The 15571-nt window shown below is 65.8% G+C and carries 13 protein-coding genes; 3 read left to right on the forward strand and 10 right to left on the reverse strand.

Features of this window, described 5'->3' with window-relative positions; translation table 11 throughout:
• Window positions 1-30: 30 nt before the first annotated feature.
• The 6 genes from ACOFKW_RS10015 to ACOFKW_RS10040 form a co-directional block, all read right to left on the reverse strand.
• Window positions 31-627, reverse strand: coding sequence for a hypothetical protein (locus tag ACOFKW_RS10015; protein ID WP_419814009.1), 597 nt, complete (start codon window positions 625-627; stop codon window positions 31-33).
• A 225-nt stretch (window positions 628-852) separates the two neighbouring features.
• Window positions 853-1425 carry a uracil-DNA glycosylase family protein gene (locus ACOFKW_RS10020; protein ID WP_419814010.1) on the reverse strand — a complete coding sequence of 191 codons (573 nt, stop codon included), beginning with the start codon at window positions 1423-1425 and terminating at the stop codon, window positions 853-855.
• Between the two features lie 53 nt (window positions 1426-1478).
• Window positions 1479-3230, reverse strand: a complete 1752-nt coding sequence (locus tag ACOFKW_RS10025; RefSeq protein ID WP_419814011.1) for a class I adenylate-forming enzyme family protein — start codon at window positions 3228-3230, stop codon at window positions 1479-1481.
• A 90-nt stretch (window positions 3231-3320) separates the two neighbouring features.
• Window positions 3321-4643, reverse strand: a complete 1323-nt coding sequence (locus tag ACOFKW_RS10030; protein WP_419814012.1) for an MFS transporter — start codon at window positions 4641-4643, stop codon at window positions 3321-3323.
• Entirely contained in the window at window positions 4640-6670 is a 2031-nt protein-coding gene (locus ACOFKW_RS10035) for a transglycosylase domain-containing protein (protein ID WP_419814013.1), read from the reverse strand. The genes ACOFKW_RS10030 and ACOFKW_RS10035 overlap by 4 nt, the downstream gene beginning before the upstream one ends.
• A gap of 169 nt (window positions 6671-6839) precedes the next feature.
• Window positions 6840-8420 carry a peptide chain release factor 3 gene (locus ACOFKW_RS10040; RefSeq protein WP_419814014.1) on the reverse strand — a complete coding sequence of 527 codons (1581 nt, stop codon included), beginning with the start codon at window positions 8418-8420 and terminating at the stop codon, window positions 6840-6842.
• 205 nt (window positions 8421-8625) lie between these two features.
• Between ACOFKW_RS10040 and ACOFKW_RS10045 the strand changes: the two genes are divergently transcribed.
• The gene (locus ACOFKW_RS10045; protein WP_419814015.1) at window positions 8626-9555 is read left to right on the forward strand and encodes a D-alanyl-D-alanine carboxypeptidase family protein; all 930 of its coding nucleotides are present in this window, start codon (window positions 8626-8628) and stop codon (window positions 9553-9555) included.
• Window positions 9556-9638: 83 nt separating this feature from the next.
• Complete coding sequence (locus tag ACOFKW_RS10050; RefSeq protein ID WP_419816922.1) at window positions 9639-9932, forward strand: Rid family hydrolase; 294 nt, start codon at window positions 9639-9641, stop codon at window positions 9930-9932.
• Window positions 9933-10189: 257 nt separating this feature from the next.
• Here the strand turns inward: ACOFKW_RS10050 and glnA are convergent, their stop codons facing one another.
• The 4 genes from glnA to ACOFKW_RS10070 all read right to left on the reverse strand — a co-directional run bounded on the left by glnA (window position 10190) and on the right by ACOFKW_RS10070 (window position 14558).
• Window positions 10190-11602, reverse strand: coding sequence for a type I glutamate--ammonia ligase (gene glnA / locus ACOFKW_RS10055; protein WP_419814016.1), 1413 nt, complete (start codon window positions 11600-11602; stop codon window positions 10190-10192).
• A 41-nt stretch (window positions 11603-11643) separates the two neighbouring features.
• Entirely contained in the window at window positions 11644-11982 is a 339-nt protein-coding gene (locus ACOFKW_RS10060; RefSeq protein WP_419814017.1) for a P-II family nitrogen regulator, read from the reverse strand.
• Between the two features lie 145 nt (window positions 11983-12127).
• Window positions 12128-12904, reverse strand: a complete 777-nt coding sequence (locus ACOFKW_RS10065) for an SDR family oxidoreductase (RefSeq protein WP_419814018.1) — start codon at window positions 12902-12904, stop codon at window positions 12128-12130.
• A 16-nt stretch (window positions 12905-12920) separates the two neighbouring features.
• Entirely contained in the window at window positions 12921-14558 is a 1638-nt protein-coding gene (locus ACOFKW_RS10070) for an MFS transporter (protein ID WP_419814019.1), read from the reverse strand.
• A gap of 401 nt (window positions 14559-14959) precedes the next feature.
• On the opposite strand from ACOFKW_RS10070, the gene ACOFKW_RS10075 reads away from it, so the two are divergent.
• Complete coding sequence (locus tag ACOFKW_RS10075; protein ID WP_419814020.1) at window positions 14960-15559, forward strand: PEPxxWA-CTERM sorting domain-containing protein; 600 nt, start codon at window positions 14960-14962, stop codon at window positions 15557-15559.
• Window positions 15560-15571: the final 12 nt, after the last annotated feature.

Below are 15571 nucleotides of genomic sequence, written 5' to 3' on the forward strand. Positions count from 1 at the left end.
CCCTGAATCAGTGACGAACGCCAGCGTAGCTCAGGGTTTGACGGGTACGGCCTTGACCCAGCGCGCTTCGACCGCGGACTTTACTTGCGACGCCGGCAAATGGCGGACGAGGGTGATACCTTCCAGCTCGACCGCGCGCGCCCGCAGCATACGGTCCCGGAATGCATAGCCGACATCATAGAGTGCAACGTCGGTGCGGGTGTCGCCGTCGAGGACGTAAGTGGTAACGATCCCGACCGGCAGGCGCGGCCCGCTACCTTCGCGGCTGGGCAAAGCCTTGCGCAAACCGTCGACAATCCAACCGGCCTCGAGACGCGGATTCCCGGTCGTCTCCACGGGATCGGCGGCGATGCCGACTGGAAAGGTCAGTGTCTGCGTCTGAACGACCGCGTCGCCACTTGCCGGCTTCAGCGCCAAGGCGTCACGCGATGCGTCGGCGGTGCCGGTCAGCAGCAGCGGCGGCAGGTGTTTTGCCGGGGCAGGTGCCTCGGCACGCTCCCGGTCACGATGCGCATCCCAATAGCTTGCAGCCGAGATCAACAGGGCCAGAACGCCGACCAGTTCGGCCAGTGAAATCCAACGCAGGCGACGACGCTTCGCTGCGGGTGTCTCGGGAGTGTCGGTCATGACTTGGGCGTACAGCGTTGCGGGTCGCGCGTCATCCGGGGTTTAGATGGCGTCGGCTCGGTGAGCGAAACGTCGTCGTGCGCTAAAGGACGTGGAACACATACAGAAGGATGATAATCGGCAAGGGCACACCGACAGCCCACAGAATGCAACCCTTGCCCATAATAAATCCTTTATTTGGGAACCGCCCCTGTAACAATTCGCATGGGTGTCGGTTCCGACAGATCAGGCCAGCGCCTGCGCGATCCGGGCTCGCAGGGCAGGCAGATTGGTCGTCTCGAACCACGGGTTGCGCGTCATCCATCCTGTGCTGCGCCAGCTTGGATGGGGCAGGGCGACGATGCCTGGTGGCAGGCCGGTGGGGTCGGCGACACGCGCGGTCAGGGTACGACGGTCGCCGGCAAGGTAGCGGCCTTGCGCATAGCTGCCGACCAGCAGGGTCAGGCGGATATCGGGCATCGCCGCCAGCAGCCGTGGATGCCACCGCGGCGCGCATTCGGCGCAAGGCGGGCGGTCGCCGCCACCCGGAATGCGACCGGGATAGCATAGGCCCATCGGGATCAAAGCCGTGATGCGTGAATCGTAGAAGGTGGCGCGATCGAGCCCGGTCCACTCGCGCAGCCGATCGCCGCTCGGGTCGTCCCACGGGATGCCGCTCAGATGGACGGCACGGCCAGGTGCCTGGCTGATGATCAGGAGGCGCGCGGTGGCGCCAGCCTGCAGGACGGGACGCGGGCCGAGTTCGAGGTCGGCGGCGCAGGCGGTGCAGGCGCGGGCTTCGGCGAGGAGGGATTCCATAGCGGTGGTACCGGCCTGTAGCGACCGTGTCCCTCCCGTGGACCTGGCCGAATTCAGGCCGCCACCGCCGTCGCCGCGAACAACGGCCTCAGCTCGCCTTTCACGATCTTGCCATTGGCGTTTCTTGGCAGCGGCCCGTCCCAGAAGCGGACTTCGACCGGAACCTTGAACGCCGCTAGACGCGATGCGAGAAAGGCGCGCAGCTCGTCTTGGCTCGCTGTCATGCCCGGCACCAGCGTCACCACGGCGGCGGGCTCCTCGCCCAACGACTTGTGCGGGCGGGCGACGATGGCAGCGTCCATGACGGCGGGGTGCTCGTACAGGGCGTTCTCGACCTCGACGCAATAGATGTTCTCGCCGCCGCGGATCAGCATATCCTTGGCGCGGTCGATGATGAAGCAGAAGCCCTCGTCGTCGAGGCGCGCCAGGTCGCCGGTGTGGACCCAGCCTTCGGTGAAGGTTTCAGCCGTCGCCTCGGGCTTGTTCCAATAGCCTTTGACGACGTTGGGCCCTTTGCCCCACAATTCGCCGACGGTGCCGGGCGGCAGGCTGTTGCCCTCGCTGTCGACGACCTTCAGGTCGCAGACAGCAACAGGTGGCCCGCAGCTGTCGGGGCGGTTGTCGTAATCCTCGGCGGCATGGCTGGTGAATGTCGCGCTGGTCTCGGTCATGCCCCAGCCGTTGCCGGCCTGCGCGTTCTTGAAAGTCGCCTTGATCTGGCGGACCAGCTCGGGTGCCGAGGGGGCGCCACCATAGGCGACCGCCTCCAGGCTCGAGAGGTCGTAATTGGGTCGCTCGGGATGCTCGATGATCTGCCAGGCGATGGTCGGCACGCCGCCGCAGCCGGTGATGCGCTCGCGCTCGATCAGCTCCATGGCGCGAACCACGTCCCATTTGCGCATCATCACCAGCTTGGCCCCGGCGAACAGCGACGGCGACATCACGGCGTGGCAACCGGTGGCGTGGAAGAACGGCACGCTGAGCAGCGTCGCCTTCTGCTTGGCGGTGGGATCGGGCGCGGGCGGCATCTCGCCGCGACGCAGAAAGGCGCGGGCCGCCGCCGAGGCGCTGGCGAAGATGTTGCTGACGATGTTGCGATGGGTGCCGAGGGCGCCCTTGGGCTTGCCGGTAGTGCCGCTGGTATAGAAGATCGTCGCGTCGTCCTCCGGCACCAGCGCGACGTCGGGCATGTCGCCGCCGGGCAGCATGGCCCAGGTCGCAGCCGCGCCGATGACGCTTTCGAGCCGCTTGATCAGGGGGTTGGCCAGCGGCTCGCTGAAATCGTCGGTGGCGCGGGTCACGAACACCCGCTGGATCGCCGGGCAGTTGGGCAGGTGCTCCGTCAGCCGGGCCAGCCGCTCGGCATCGACGACCAGCAGGCGGGCGCCGGAATCGACCAGGCCGTATTCCAGCTCGGCCCCCGTCCACCAGGCGTTGAGCGGCGTGACGATGGCGCCGAGCAGCGACGCGGCGAAAAAGGCAACCGGCCATTCGGGCAGGTTGCGCATGACGATGGCGACGCGGTCGCCTTTGCCGACGCCCTCCGCTTTCAGCGCTTCGGACAGTGCCAGCGTTGCCCGGCCGAACGCCTCGAAGCTGACGCGCTCGTCCTCATGGACAAGGAAGATCTTGTCGCCGTGCTGTCGCCCCGCGGCGAAGACGTCACGCAGGGTGGGAGGTACGTTCTTCCAGGTCCGGGTCGGGATGCCGCGGATATCGACCGTCTCCATCTCGAACGGTGCGCCGGGTGCGGTAAGCAGGGCGTGCGCTTCGGCGATGGTCATGGCGGGCCAATTGGCGGTCATCGATCTTCCCCAAGCTGGACGTGTTTTGCGGGCATCATAGCCGGGGGCGGCGGCTTGCCTAGCGGTTAGTTGACGGAAGCGTAAAGTGAACTAGTCGGTCTGGTGCGCGTGCAGGCTGCGCAGTTCCCGGCGCAGCACGGGATTGGCGACGGCGAACGCCATCAGCATCACGAGTGCGCCGGAACCGAGCAGGTAGGGCAGGTTGGGCGACAGTCCGTACAGGCCGATGCCGATGGCGGGCGCTAGGACGAAGCAGGCGCCGTTGACCTGCGTTACGGCACCCGCGACCGCGCCCTGCTCGTGCTGGCCGACGGCGAGGCTGGCGCCGGCGGTGAACCCCGGCCGGGCGAAACCATAGCCAAGGCTGGTCAGCGCATAGGCCAGTACTAGGGTATGGAAATCGTGCGCCAGCGCGATCGCCAGCGTGCCGGCTGCGGCGAGGACGCTGCCCCAGCGCACCATCTGCGAGGGCGTCATCCGCAGCTTGGGGATCAGTCCCCATTGCGCCAGCAGCGTCGCACCCGCGCCCGCCATGAAAACCGTCGAGATCGATGATTGCGCCGACAATGCCGCGCCGTGGCCTATGCGGTCGATGATCAGGAACCCCAGCGCCTGGCCAGTCGCGGCCTGCACGCTGCCGCTGCAGAAGCCGTAGATCATGTACGGCTTGATGCGCGCGTCGGTCAGCGACAGGCGCGGGCTGCGACCGACGTCGGCGGCGACGGCGCTGGCTCCGGTAGCGCCGCCGGCGACGCTGGGCTCGGTCGACGGGGCGCCGTGCTGGTTGCCATCACTCCGGAAGTGAGTCGGATCGTCATCCGGCAACCCGCGCGCCACGGCGAAGAAGACGACGACCGCGATCGCGGCAAAGCCGAACAGCGGGCCGGCCAGTCCCGCGACACCCAGGATGAACAGCGGCGCGAGGGCAGGGCCGATGATGGTGCCGAGGCCGAAAGCGGAGGACAGGGTGGAGAGGGCGTTGGTGCGCTCGGCCTCGCTCGTGCGGGCGGCGACATAGGCTTGTGCAGCGGGGTTGGAGGCCGAGCCGAAGATGCCGAACAGGCTGCGCAGCACGGCGAACAGTCCGAAGGTGGCGACTGGTATCAGCCAACCTTGAAGCCCTGCGAAGATGACGATCCCGCAGCCGAGCATCGAAACGCCAAAGCCTGCGACGCCGATCAGAGTCAGCAGCTTGCGCCCGCGACGGTCGGACTGGCGCGCCCAATAGGGAGCGGAAAACGTCCACAGCAGCGCCGAGAACGAGAAGATCACCGCGACCAGCATGTCGGGGATGTGGATGACGCGGGCGATCGCCGGCAGCACCGACTGCAATGCCGTGTTGCCCGCGGCGACGGTCAGCAGCGCGACGAACAGGACGGCGAAGTGGCGGCGGGGTAGGCTGGCCTCCGTCACTGCGGCGGTTCGTCGGGTGGCGGGTCGCCTTGCTTGAAGCGCCGGGCGAGATCCTCCAGCCGCCGGCCGGACTCACGGGCGCGGTCGCCGTCGAAGTCGCCGCTGCCGATATTGTCGATCAGGTCGCCGGCTGCATCGACCGCGTCGGCGGCATCCCCGGCATTGCCCAGCGCGCCGCCGATCTCGTCGACGATGCTGCGCTCGCGCGACGGCGGCGGACCGCGCATCAGTCCCTCGCGGGTGAGGGCGGCTGACATGAAGCGCTTCCACATCCGCGCCGGCACCGTGCCGCCGACGACGCTGCCACCCATCGGCGAGTTGTCGTCGTTGCCGACCCAGACGCCGACGACGAGGTCGCCCGCAAAACCGACGAACAGCGCATCGCGGTGGTTCTGCGTGGTGCCGGTCTTGCCATAGGTCGGGATCGGCAGTGTTGCCGCCACCCCGGTGCCACGCGCCACCGCGGACTTCAGCAGCTCCATCATCGGGCCGCGTTCGGGCCAGGGCCGCAGCGTCCGCGCGATGCCGCGCAACTGGTCGGCGACGCCCTCTCGCACCGGGTTGGACAGGCCCTTGGGCTTGACCGGATACTCGCCCGCCGCGACCGCTGCATAGGCCGCCGTCAGTTCGATCAGCGGCACGCCGGAGGTACCCAGCGCCAGCCCCTCATAGTCGCTCAGCGGCGTCGTGATGCCCAGCTTGCGCGCCTGCGCCCGGACCGCCGCGACGCCGACCTGCTGCGTCAGCTTGACGGCAACGATGTTGCTGGAGGCGGCAAAGGCGGTAGCGAGCGAGATCGGGCCGCGATACTTGCCCTCGTCGTTCTTGGGGCTCCACGTGCCGATGGTGATCGGCGCATCATCGACGATCGTGCTCGTCGTCGCGCCCGCCTTCAGTGCTGCGAGATAGACGAACAGCTTGAATGACGACCCCGGCTGGCGGAGCGCCTGGGTGGCGCGGTTGAAGGGTGTCTTGTCATAATCGGTGCCGCCGACCATCGCCACGACGCGCCCATCCGGCCGCATCGCGACCAGCGCAGCCTGCGTGATGTTCAGCCCCTTGTATCCCGCCAGCGTGTCGGCAACGGCGCGCTCCGCCAGTTTCTGCATCTCCGGGTCGAGCGTCGTCGGAATGGTGACGTCACCATATTGTGCGGTGTCGAGACCCGCCTTCGCCTGCGGCAGGATCCAGTCGGCGAAATAAGAACCGGTCGGCAACGCCTTGCGGCCCGGCGTGTAGCGCGCCGGCGAGACGTTGCGTGCCTGTTCTTTGGTCAGCGCCCCGGTTTCGGCCATGGCACCCAGCACGACCCTTTCGCGCGCCTGCGCCAGCTTGAGATGACGCGATGGAGCGAGCGCCGACGGCGCCTTGACCAGACCCGCGAGCATCGCTGCCTGCCCGACCGTCAATTGCGACGGATCACGGTCGAAATAGGTCCTCGCCGCCGCGCGCAAGCCATAGGCCCCTTCGCCGAAATAGACGCTGGACAGGTAACGCGACAGGATCTCGTCCTTGGTCAGTCGGGATTCCAGGTAGAAGGCGATGATCACCTCCTGCAGCTTGCGCTTGATGCTGCGCGTCGGGCTGAGAAAGCTGGTCTTTGCCAATTGCTGGGTCAGCGTCGAACCGCCCTCGGAGACGCCGCCGGCTTGAGCGTTGCGGAACACGGCGCGCAGGATGCCCTGTGGATCGATGCCCCAATGCGAGTAGAAGCGCCGGTCCTCGATCGCGATCAGCGCGGCGGGCACGTATTTCGGCAGCTCGGCAATGGTGACCGGGGCTTCCTTGTAATTGCCGCGTCGGGCGATCGGCTTGCCGCTGGTATCGAGCAGGACGACGCTCGGCTCCTTGAGCGGTTCGAGTGCGCGCCCGAGTGGCGCGGTGTAGATCAGCCAGGCCAGCGTGATGGCCAGCAGCAGGAAGACGGCGCCGACGATCAGCCGCCAGTGACGCCGCACGAAGCCACGCTGCGCCCGCCGCTCCTCGGGCGACAGCGGGATCTCGATGTCGTCCCAGGCGGTGCTCATTTTCCGCACCCCTCCCGAAACGGGAGGGGACGGGGATTGGACTTCAGCGAGGTCTGCGTGCCGGCGATGAAGGGCGATGTTGCCACGGGGCCATTAGCGAGCGCGTGGCAGACCCACCCCCGGCCCCTCCCGTTCAAGTAGGGGAGCAGTGAGGTGGGGGCCGGGGTCACTAGGCCCGCTCGCGCGTCGCGGTGAACCGGAGGCCGGTCTCGCGTTGCTGGGTGTAGTTCAGCTCCCACTGGTCGCGGGCCATGAACACCGGGGCGCCGTCGCGGTCCTCGGCGATGGCACCGCGGTGCTCGTCGATGAAGGTCTTGAGCGCAGCGGGCTGGTCGGCAGCGATCCAGCGCGCCGTGTCGAACGGCGACGGCTCGAAGCCGGCGGCGACGTTGTACTCCGCCCCCAACCGCGAGATCAGCACCTCGAGCTGCAGCTGGCCGACGACGCCGACGATCCACTGCGAACCGATCAGCGGGCGGAACAGCTGGGTGACGCCCTCCTCGGCCATGTCGGTCAGCGCGGTGCGCAACTGCTTGCTCTTGGTCGGGTCGCCGAGCTTGACCCGGCGCAGGATCTCGGGCGCGAAGTTGGGAATACCTGTGAAAGTAACCGCCTCGCCCTCGACCAGCGAGTCTCCGACGCGCAGTACGCCGTGGTTGGGAATGCCGATGATGTCGCCGGGCCAGGCTTCCTCGGCCAGTTCGCGGTCCTGCGCGAAGAAGAAGATCGGCGAGTTGATCGCGATCGCCTTGCCGGTCGACACCTGCTTCAGCTTCATGCCGCGCCGGAACTTGCCCGAGCAGATGCGCATGAAGGCGATGCGGTCGCGGTGCTGCGGGTTCATGTTGGCCTGGACCTTGAACACGAAGCCGGTGACGTCGGCGCGCTCGGGACTGACCGGGCCGGTCACCGCAGGCTGAGAACGCGGCGGCGGGGCATATAGCGCCAACGCCTCGATCAGCGCCTCGACGCCGAAATCCTTCAACGCCGAGCCGAACACCACCGGCGTCAGCGCGCCCTTGCGGTACAGGTCGATATCCAGCGTCGCATAGCCGCCCAGCGCCAGCTCGGCCTGCTCGCGCAGCAGCTCGGTGCCCTGGTCGCCGACCAGTTCCGGCAGGCGCGGGTCGTCGAGACCGGTCAGCTGCTCGACCGGGCCGGCGGTGCGCGTGTCGGTGCCGTCGGGTAGCTGCAGCCGGTGGCGGCGCAGGTCGTACAGGCCGCGGAACTGCCCGCCTTGTCCGACCGGCCAGTTAAGCGGCGCGACATCCAGCGCCAGCACGCTCGCGACTTCGTCGAGCAGTTCGAACGGGTCGCGGCCTTCGCGGTCGACCTTGTTGATGAAGGTGATGATCGGCACGTCGCGCAGGCGGCAGACCTCGAACAGCTTGCGCGTCTGGGCCTCGATGCCGCGCGCCGCATCGATGACCATGACGGCGCTATCGACGGCGGTCAGCGTGCGGTAGGTGTCCTCGCTGAAATCCTCATGCCCCGGCGTGTCGAGCAGGTTGTAAGTTATGCCGCCGCGCTCGAAGGTCATCACCGACGAGGTCACGGAGATCCCGCGCTGCTGCTCGATCTTCATCCAGTCGGAGCGGGCGCGGCGGTTCTGGCCACGCGCCTTGACCTCGCCAGCCAGATGGATGGCGCCGCCGAATAGCAGCAGCTTCTCGGTCAACGTCGTCTTGCCGGCGTCGGGGTGCGAAATAATCGCAAAAGTTCTGCGCGCGTTAGGCGCCTGATCAGCCATAGTGGCGCTATGTGGCGATTATCGCGGAGTGCGGCAAGCGCGACGCGGTGGAATACGGAAGCCTGCGCCAGAGCGAACAAGGCGCGCGCCGAAGCCGGTTTGCATGAACCTGCATATTTGTTATGGTTCGCGCTTAGTGGGAGCGGGGAGGTTTCCTTTGCAGAGTCAGCGGCTTCTAATCGGTCTTTACAGCGCAGCCTGCGTTTTGGGCCTTGTTGCGGCACCATCGGGCGCCAAGAGCCTCTACTCGGTACCCAAGTATGCGGCCTTCGTCGTCAACGCCGACAGCGGTGAAATCCTGTACGCCCGCCAGCCCGACGCGCCGCGCTATCCCGCTTCGATCACCAAGGTGATGACGCTGTACCTCGCCTTCGACGCGCTGGCCAAGGGGCGGCTGACCCAGAACGATTTGATCACCATCTCGGCACACGCCGCAAGCCAGGCGCCGTCGAAGCTCGGCCTCAAAGTTGGCGCGACGATCAGTGTGCGGGACGCCATCGGGGTCATCGCAACCCGTTCGGCCAACGACATTGCCGTGGCGCTTGCCGAGCATATCGGCGGCAGCGAGGACGCCTATTGCGCGATGATGACCGCGCGGGCGCACGCCATGGGGATGCGCAATTCGACTTTCGTCAACGCGACCGGCCTGCCCGACAAGCGGCAGCTGACCACGGCGCGCGACATCGCCACGCTGAGCCGTGCCGTGATCAAGGACTTCCCGCAATTCTACGGCGTCTTCAGCAAGGTCGCTTATGATTACGAGGGTCAGGAGATCGGCAATCACAATCACCTGTTGTCGACCCTGCCCGGTGTGGACGGGATCAAGACCGGCTTCACCAACGCCGCCGGCTTTACGCTGGCGGCCAGCGCGGCGCACGATGGGGTGCGGCTGATCGCGGTGGTGCTCGGCGGTCCGAACCGCATGGCGCGCGACGGCAATGTCACCGATCTGCTCGATACCAGCTTCGACGTGCTGACCCGCCGCTCGCGCGGTGAGACGACGACGGTGGCGCAGAACCTGTTCGAGATCGATGATCTGTCGGACGGCGTGCTGGAGCGGCTGACCGAGCAGGGCTCGGGCGACGACAACTCGCTGGCCGTCGGCAGCCCGCAGGCGCACGCGCCGCGTCGGTAATACGCCGCCAGATCGATTGGGGCTCGGCCTTCGAGCGCGAGATCGGCTATGCGCGCGCTGTCGTTTCCGGGGATTGGGTGTTCGTGTCCGGGTGCACCGGAGGCGATCCGGCGTCGGGCGTGATGCCTGCGGATGTCGAGACACAGTGCGCGAATACGCTGGCCAAGATCGAGCGCGCCTTGGCTGAGGCTGGGGCGGGGTTCCCGGACGTGGTGAGGGTCAGCTACATTTTGCCGGTGGCGGCGGACTTCGCGCCGTGCTGGCCGATGCTGCGGGCGGCGTTCGAGGGCGCGCGGCCGGCGGCGACGATGATCGTCGCGGGGCTGATCGATCCGGCGATGCGGATCGAGATCGAGGTGACGGCAAGGGTGCCTTGAAGCAAAGTCTTGCGGGCGAGGGCTCTTCCCTCCCTGCGTCTTCGCGGGGAGGGCGAGAGACGGCGAAGCCGGCCCGGGGTGGGGTGGCTTGCTTCGTTCTTAGTCGATCAGTTTAGCAAGAAAGGAGCGGTCGGCAAAGCCGCCGCTTACGTCGGACGAGGACGGCGCTGAGTGCGCCGTCTCGCCGGCCGGGCTCGACGCGAGTCCGCGGTTAGCGGAGGATTGCGAAGGGCAATCCACCGCTAACCGCTGGCCGCTTACGAGCTGTAATACATCTCGAACTCGACCGGAGCCGGGGTCATCTCGAGCTTGATGACATCCTCCATCTTGAGTTCGATGTACGACGTGATCTGGTCGTCGGTGAACACGCCGCCCTTGGTGAACACGGCGCGCGAGCGGTCGAGGTGGCCGAGTGCCTCACGCAGCGATGCGCAGACCGTCGGGACCTTCTTCAGTTCGCGTGGCGGCAGGTCGTACAGGTTCTTGTCCATGGCCGGGCCGGGATGGATGCGGTTCTCGATGCCGTCGAGGCCTGCCATCAGCAGCGCGGTGTAGCACAGGTATGGGTTGGCCATCGCGTCCGGGAAACGGACCTCGACGCGTTTCGCCTTGGCACCGCTGCCGTACGGAATGCGGCACGACGCCGAGCGGTTGCGGGCCGAGTAAGCCAGCAGCACCGGCGCTTCGAAGCCCGGGACCAAGCGCTTGTAGCTGTTGGTCGACGGGTTGGTGAAGGCGTTGCAGGCCTTGGCGTGCTTGATGATGCCGCCGATGAAGAACAGCGCCATCTCCGACAGGCCGGCATACTGGTCGCCGGCGAACAGCGGAGTGCCGCCGTTCCAGATCGACAGGTGGGTGTGCATGCCGCTGCCGTTGTCGTCCTTGATCGGCTTGGGCATGAACGTCGCGGTCTTGCCATAGGCATGGGCGACCTGGTGGACGACGTACTTGTAGACTTGCATGCGGTCGGCGGTGGTAACCAGCGTGCCATAGGTCAGGCCGAGCTCGTGCTGCGCGGCAGCGACTTCATGGTGATGCTTGTCGCAAGGCAGGCCCATTTCGAGCATGGTGGAGACCATCTCGGCGCGCAGGTCGACGGCGCTGTCGACCGGGGCGACCGGGAAATAGCCGCCCTTGACGCCCGGGCGGTGGCCCATGTTGCCTTCGGGATAGACGGTGCCGGTGTTGGTCGGCAACTCGATGTCGTTCAGCTCGTAGCTCCCGACGTTGTAGCCGATCTTGAAGCGGACGTCGTCAAACACGAAGAACTCGGCCTCCGGCCCGATGTAGACGGTGTCACCGATGCCGGTGGTCTTGAGGTATGCTTCGGCGCGCTTGGCGGTCGAGCGTGGGTCGCGGCCGTACAGCTGGCCAGTCGAGGGCTCGATGATGTCGCAGACCAGGATCAGCATCGGGGTCGCCGAGAACGGATCGATATAGACCGCGTCCAGGTCGGGCATCAGCGTCATGTCGGACTCGTTGATCGCCTTCCAGCCGGCGATCGACGAACCGTCGAACATGAAGCCGTCGGTCAACTGATCTTCGTCGATGATCGACGCGACCATGGTCAGGTGCTGCCACTTGCCCTTGGGGTCGGTGAAGCGAAGATCGACCCATTCGATCTCCTTTTCCTTGATCATGTCGAGAATCGTCGATGCCGTATTAGCCATTTGAATTTGGTCCCTCGCTCGGATTGCCGATGGTAAGCTGACTAGATCGCGTCGCTGTCGCGTTCCCCGGTGCGGATGCGCACCGCCGCGTCGACGGTCGACACGAAAATCTTGCCGTCGCCGATCCGGCCGGTCCGTGCGGCGTTGGCGATGGCTTCTACGACCCGGTCGACCTGATCGTCCTCGACGACGACCTCGAGGCGGACCTTGGGCAGGAAATCGACGACATATTCGGCGCCGCGATAAAGCTCGGTGTGACCTTTTTGCCGTCCGAAGCCCTTGGCTTCGGTGACCGTGATGCCCGACACGCCGACCTCGTGAAGAGCTTCCTTCACCTCGTCGAGCTTGAAGGGTTTGATGACCGCTTCGATCTTTTTCACTTATGTCCCCGCCGATGCGCTTTCTTCATTCCTAGCACATGCCGTGCCAGTCGGTGAACGAGGTGTTTCGCAGGTGCGAAGGCTTTTTTTACTGATTTCACTGCCTGAATCAGCGGCACATGCCTCCAAATCGGGCGAAATGTCGTCAAACAGTGGTCGCGTAGCCGCCATCGACCGGAATAACGGAGCCAGTGACGAACCCGCTGGCCCGCGACCCGAGATAGATCGCCACGCCGGCCATGTCGGACGGTGTCCCGCGCCGCTTCATCGGGGTTGCCGCAAGCGATTCGGCGCTGGCTTCGTCGCTAATTCCCGCGGTCATCTTGGACGGAAAATAGCCCGGCGCGATGGCATTGACCGCGATGTGGCGGGCGGCGAGGTACTTGGCCATCATCCGCGTCAGGTGGAGCACGGCGGCCTTGGATGCGGCATAGCTGTAGGTCTCGATGCCCGAGACATGCATGCCGTCGATCGAGCCGATGTTGATGACCCGGGCGAAATTCTCTTCGCTGCCCGCCGCCTCCAGCCGTTTCACCAGCCGCTGCGTCAGGAAGAAGATCGACTTGACGTTAAGATCCATGACCTTGTCCCAGCCGCTCTCCGGGAAGCTGTCGAACGGCGCCCCCCAGCTCGCGCCGGCGTTGTTGAACAGGATGTCGAGCTTCGGCTCCCGCGCCTCGAACTCCGCGGCAAACCGCTCGACCTCGCTGGATTTCGACAGATCGGCAGGGATCGAGAAGCATTCGCCGATCTTGCTCAACTCCGCCGCCAACCCGTCGCAGACCGCGGCGTTGCGGGCGGTGATATAGACGCGTGCGCCGTTCTCGACATAACCGCGGGCGATCATCTCGCCGATGCCGCGACTGCCGCCGGTGACAATGACGACTTTCCCGGCAACGGAGAACAGGTCGTTGATCTTCATGAATTGCTTCCTCGGTTCAGACAGGTTCGCCGGCCAGCCTGGCCCGCTCGACACGGCTCGCCTCGGCTGTCGGAAGGCCCCGGATCGCCAAGGTGAGTAGCAGCCAGACGATCGGCGCGCCGATGTAGGTCGACAGGATCGCCAGCTTGAGATCGCCCGTCGCATCGCTCAGCAGCCCGACGAAATACGGGCCGTTACCCAGCCCGATCAGTGTCGTGCCCATGAAGAACATCGCGCCAGCCGAGCCGCGCATGCGGGGCAGCACCAGGTCCTGCATCGTCGCGGTGACGCCGCCCAGCCAGAAGGTGCCGATCAGCGACACCAGGAAATAGCAGAGATAGAAGGTCGGCAGGCTGTGCGTCGCAAAGGCGTAAAATGCGATCGGCAGCGGCAGCACCGACGCCATCAGCGTCAGCTTCAGCCGTCCGGTGCCGGAACGCAATTTCCAGGCGTCGCCGACAATGCCGCCCATCGACGTGCCGATCCAGCCGCCCAATGCCGCGCCCAGGCCCAGCGCCACGCCAGCCTCGGCCGGCGTCGCGCCCAGCCTTCGGAAGGCATAGATGTAGATCCAGGCGCTGACCGCATAGCTGCCGAACGAGATCAGAGTGCCCGCGCCCAGCGCCTGCAGGAACACCGGGGTTCGCCACATCAGTTCGTGCAACGGCTTGTCGCGCACCGACAAGGACTGCGACCAGCTGAACACGCCGTACAGCCCCAGCGCCATCGCCGCCCATTGGATGGCGTTCGAGGTCAAGGCGACCCCGCCGACGTGGAACAAGGTCTTCAGTTTGGCCGGCGGCACCAGCGAGTCGGTGAAGCGCGTCATCAGCACGGCGACGCCGACTGCGATCAGCATCGCCAGCAAATTGTTGCGGACGACCGAGGCCGGGGCGCCGATGCGGCGCAGGTTGATGATGGTGAACGGCGGCAGCACGGTGCCGAGTTCGGCGGCGGTCTTGCGGAACGGGTGCGGCTCGCGCGGCCCCTTGGTCAGCAGGCCGTCGGCCAGACCACGCGGCGGCTCGCGCAACGTCATCACCAACGCCGCCAGCATCAGGCCGGGGATACCGATGATCAGGAACGCCGCCTGCCAGCCGGCCAGTCCGAGCGGCGCGCCGCCGCCCTCGAACGCCTTGTTCCAGCCTTGCACGACGACGCCGCTGATCGCGAAGCTGAGGCCGGCACCGATGAAGATGCCGCTGGAATAGATCGACAGAGCGGTGGCGCGCTTTGCCTTGGGGAACCAGTCGCCGATCAGCGAATAGGCGGCGGGCGAGGCGCTCGCCTCGCCGATCCCGACACCGACGCGGGCGGCCGCGAGCGCGCCGAAATTGGTGGCAAAGCCCGATAGCGCAGTCATGCCCGACCAGATCGACAGGCCCAGCGCGATCGTCCACGTCCGTACCCAGGTATCCGCCAACCGTCCCAAGGCAAGCCCGAACAGTCCGTAGAACAACGCGAATACCGTGCCCGACAACAGCCCAAGCTGCCCGTCCGACAGCCCGAGGTCCTTCTGGATATACGGCCCCAGGATGGTCAGGATCGACCGGTCGATAAAATTGAAGATGTAGACGACGACCAGGACGACCAGGACGTACCAGGCATATGGCCCCCCGACGCGCTCGGTCCGTGGCGCAGGTTCCTGGCTCAAGACAATCTCCCCGAAGCATCGTCGAACGCGACGCTGCACCTTGGGTAACAGCGGCTTGACGTTTGGGGAACCCTCCAACCGGCCAGCAAGCTGCAGCTTGTTCGAAGCGCCGAGCCTCGGCCAAAGCCGCCGAACGCGCTCGCTGCGCAGCGCAGCTTTATGGCGATTAACGGGTGTTTTGCTGGTCTTAATGCTGTTCGTCGGATTATTTTACACCTCCCTGCCAAGACATCACCTGAAAGGTCATTCTTTGCTGTAGTTACAGCACGTTAGAGGTTGGTAACTATTTTGGCACAGGCATTGCTTAGCCGCTTGCAGCCGCGGACAGGGTTTTTTCGCGGAGAGCGTACATGGGGGAATTAATGAACAATCTTAAGATATTGGCTGTGGCAGCTGTTGCCGTGAGCAGTGCCACTACTGCCCGAGCGGCGTTCACCGACAACTTCGATACTTTCAATGCGTCCGCCTATACCGTCAGCGGCGGTGGCGTGTTCAGCGATCCGGACGACACGCAAGCGTTCCCGACCGGCAACGCGCTTTACTTCGGTGGCGACGGGCAGCGCTCGCTGGTAGTTGCGCCGCTTGCCGTCGGCAGCAACGCATCGATCTCCTTCAAGATCATCACCGGTAGCTATAACCGCAATTATAACTACTTCGAGGGTCAGGACGATCTCAACGAGACGGTCAACCTGTCGTATTCCAACGACGGGATCGACTGGATCAGCCTTGGTCAATACGGCCCGAGCGACATCGGTGGTATCACCACGGCCACCGACGACTGGACGACGATCAGCCTCACCGGCATCGCGGGCGGCGCATCGACCAGCTTCCGCTTCCTGCAAATCAGCAATAGTGGCAGCTGCTGCGATAATTGGGCGGTCGATGACCTGAGCATCGGCGGCGCGGTACCTGAGCCGGCGACCTGGTCGTTGATGATCGGCGGCTTCGGCATGACCGGTGCAGCGCTGCGCCGGCGTCGCGAGACCCTCGTCACCGCGTAACCGACGCTGACG

Origin of the sequence: Glacieibacterium sp. (assembly GCF_965200405.1) — a bacterium.
In the GTDB taxonomy this organism is placed as follows: domain Bacteria; phylum Pseudomonadota; class Alphaproteobacteria; order Sphingomonadales; family Sphingomonadaceae; genus Glacieibacterium.

What these genes read in the sequence shown, in the direction of transcription:
- ACOFKW_RS10040 (WP_419814014.1), bottom strand. Translation starts at nt 8,420, where the DNA reads ATGGCTGATCAGGCGCCTAACGCGCGCAGAACTTTTGCGATTATTTCG.
- ACOFKW_RS10035 (WP_419814013.1), bottom strand. Translation starts at nt 6,670, where the DNA reads ATGAGCACCGCCTGGGACGACATCGAGATCCCGCTGTCGCCCGAGGAG.
- ACOFKW_RS10065 (WP_419814018.1), bottom strand. Translation starts at nt 12,904, where the DNA reads ATGAAGATCAACGACCTGTTCTCCGTTGCCGGGAAAGTCGTCATTGTC.
- ACOFKW_RS10020 (WP_419814010.1), bottom strand. Translation starts at nt 1,425, where the DNA reads ATGGAATCCCTCCTCGCCGAAGCCCGCGCCTGCACCGCCTGCGCCGCC.
- glnA (WP_419814016.1), bottom strand. Translation starts at nt 11,602, where the DNA reads ATGGCTAATACGGCATCGACGATTCTCGACATGATCAAGGAAAAGGAG.
- ACOFKW_RS10015 (WP_419814009.1), bottom strand. Translation starts at nt 627, where the DNA reads ATGACCGACACTCCCGAGACACCCGCAGCGAAGCGTCGTCGCCTGCGT.
- ACOFKW_RS10025 (WP_419814011.1), bottom strand. Translation starts at nt 3,230, where the DNA reads ATGACCGCCAATTGGCCCGCCATGACCATCGCCGAAGCGCACGCCCTG.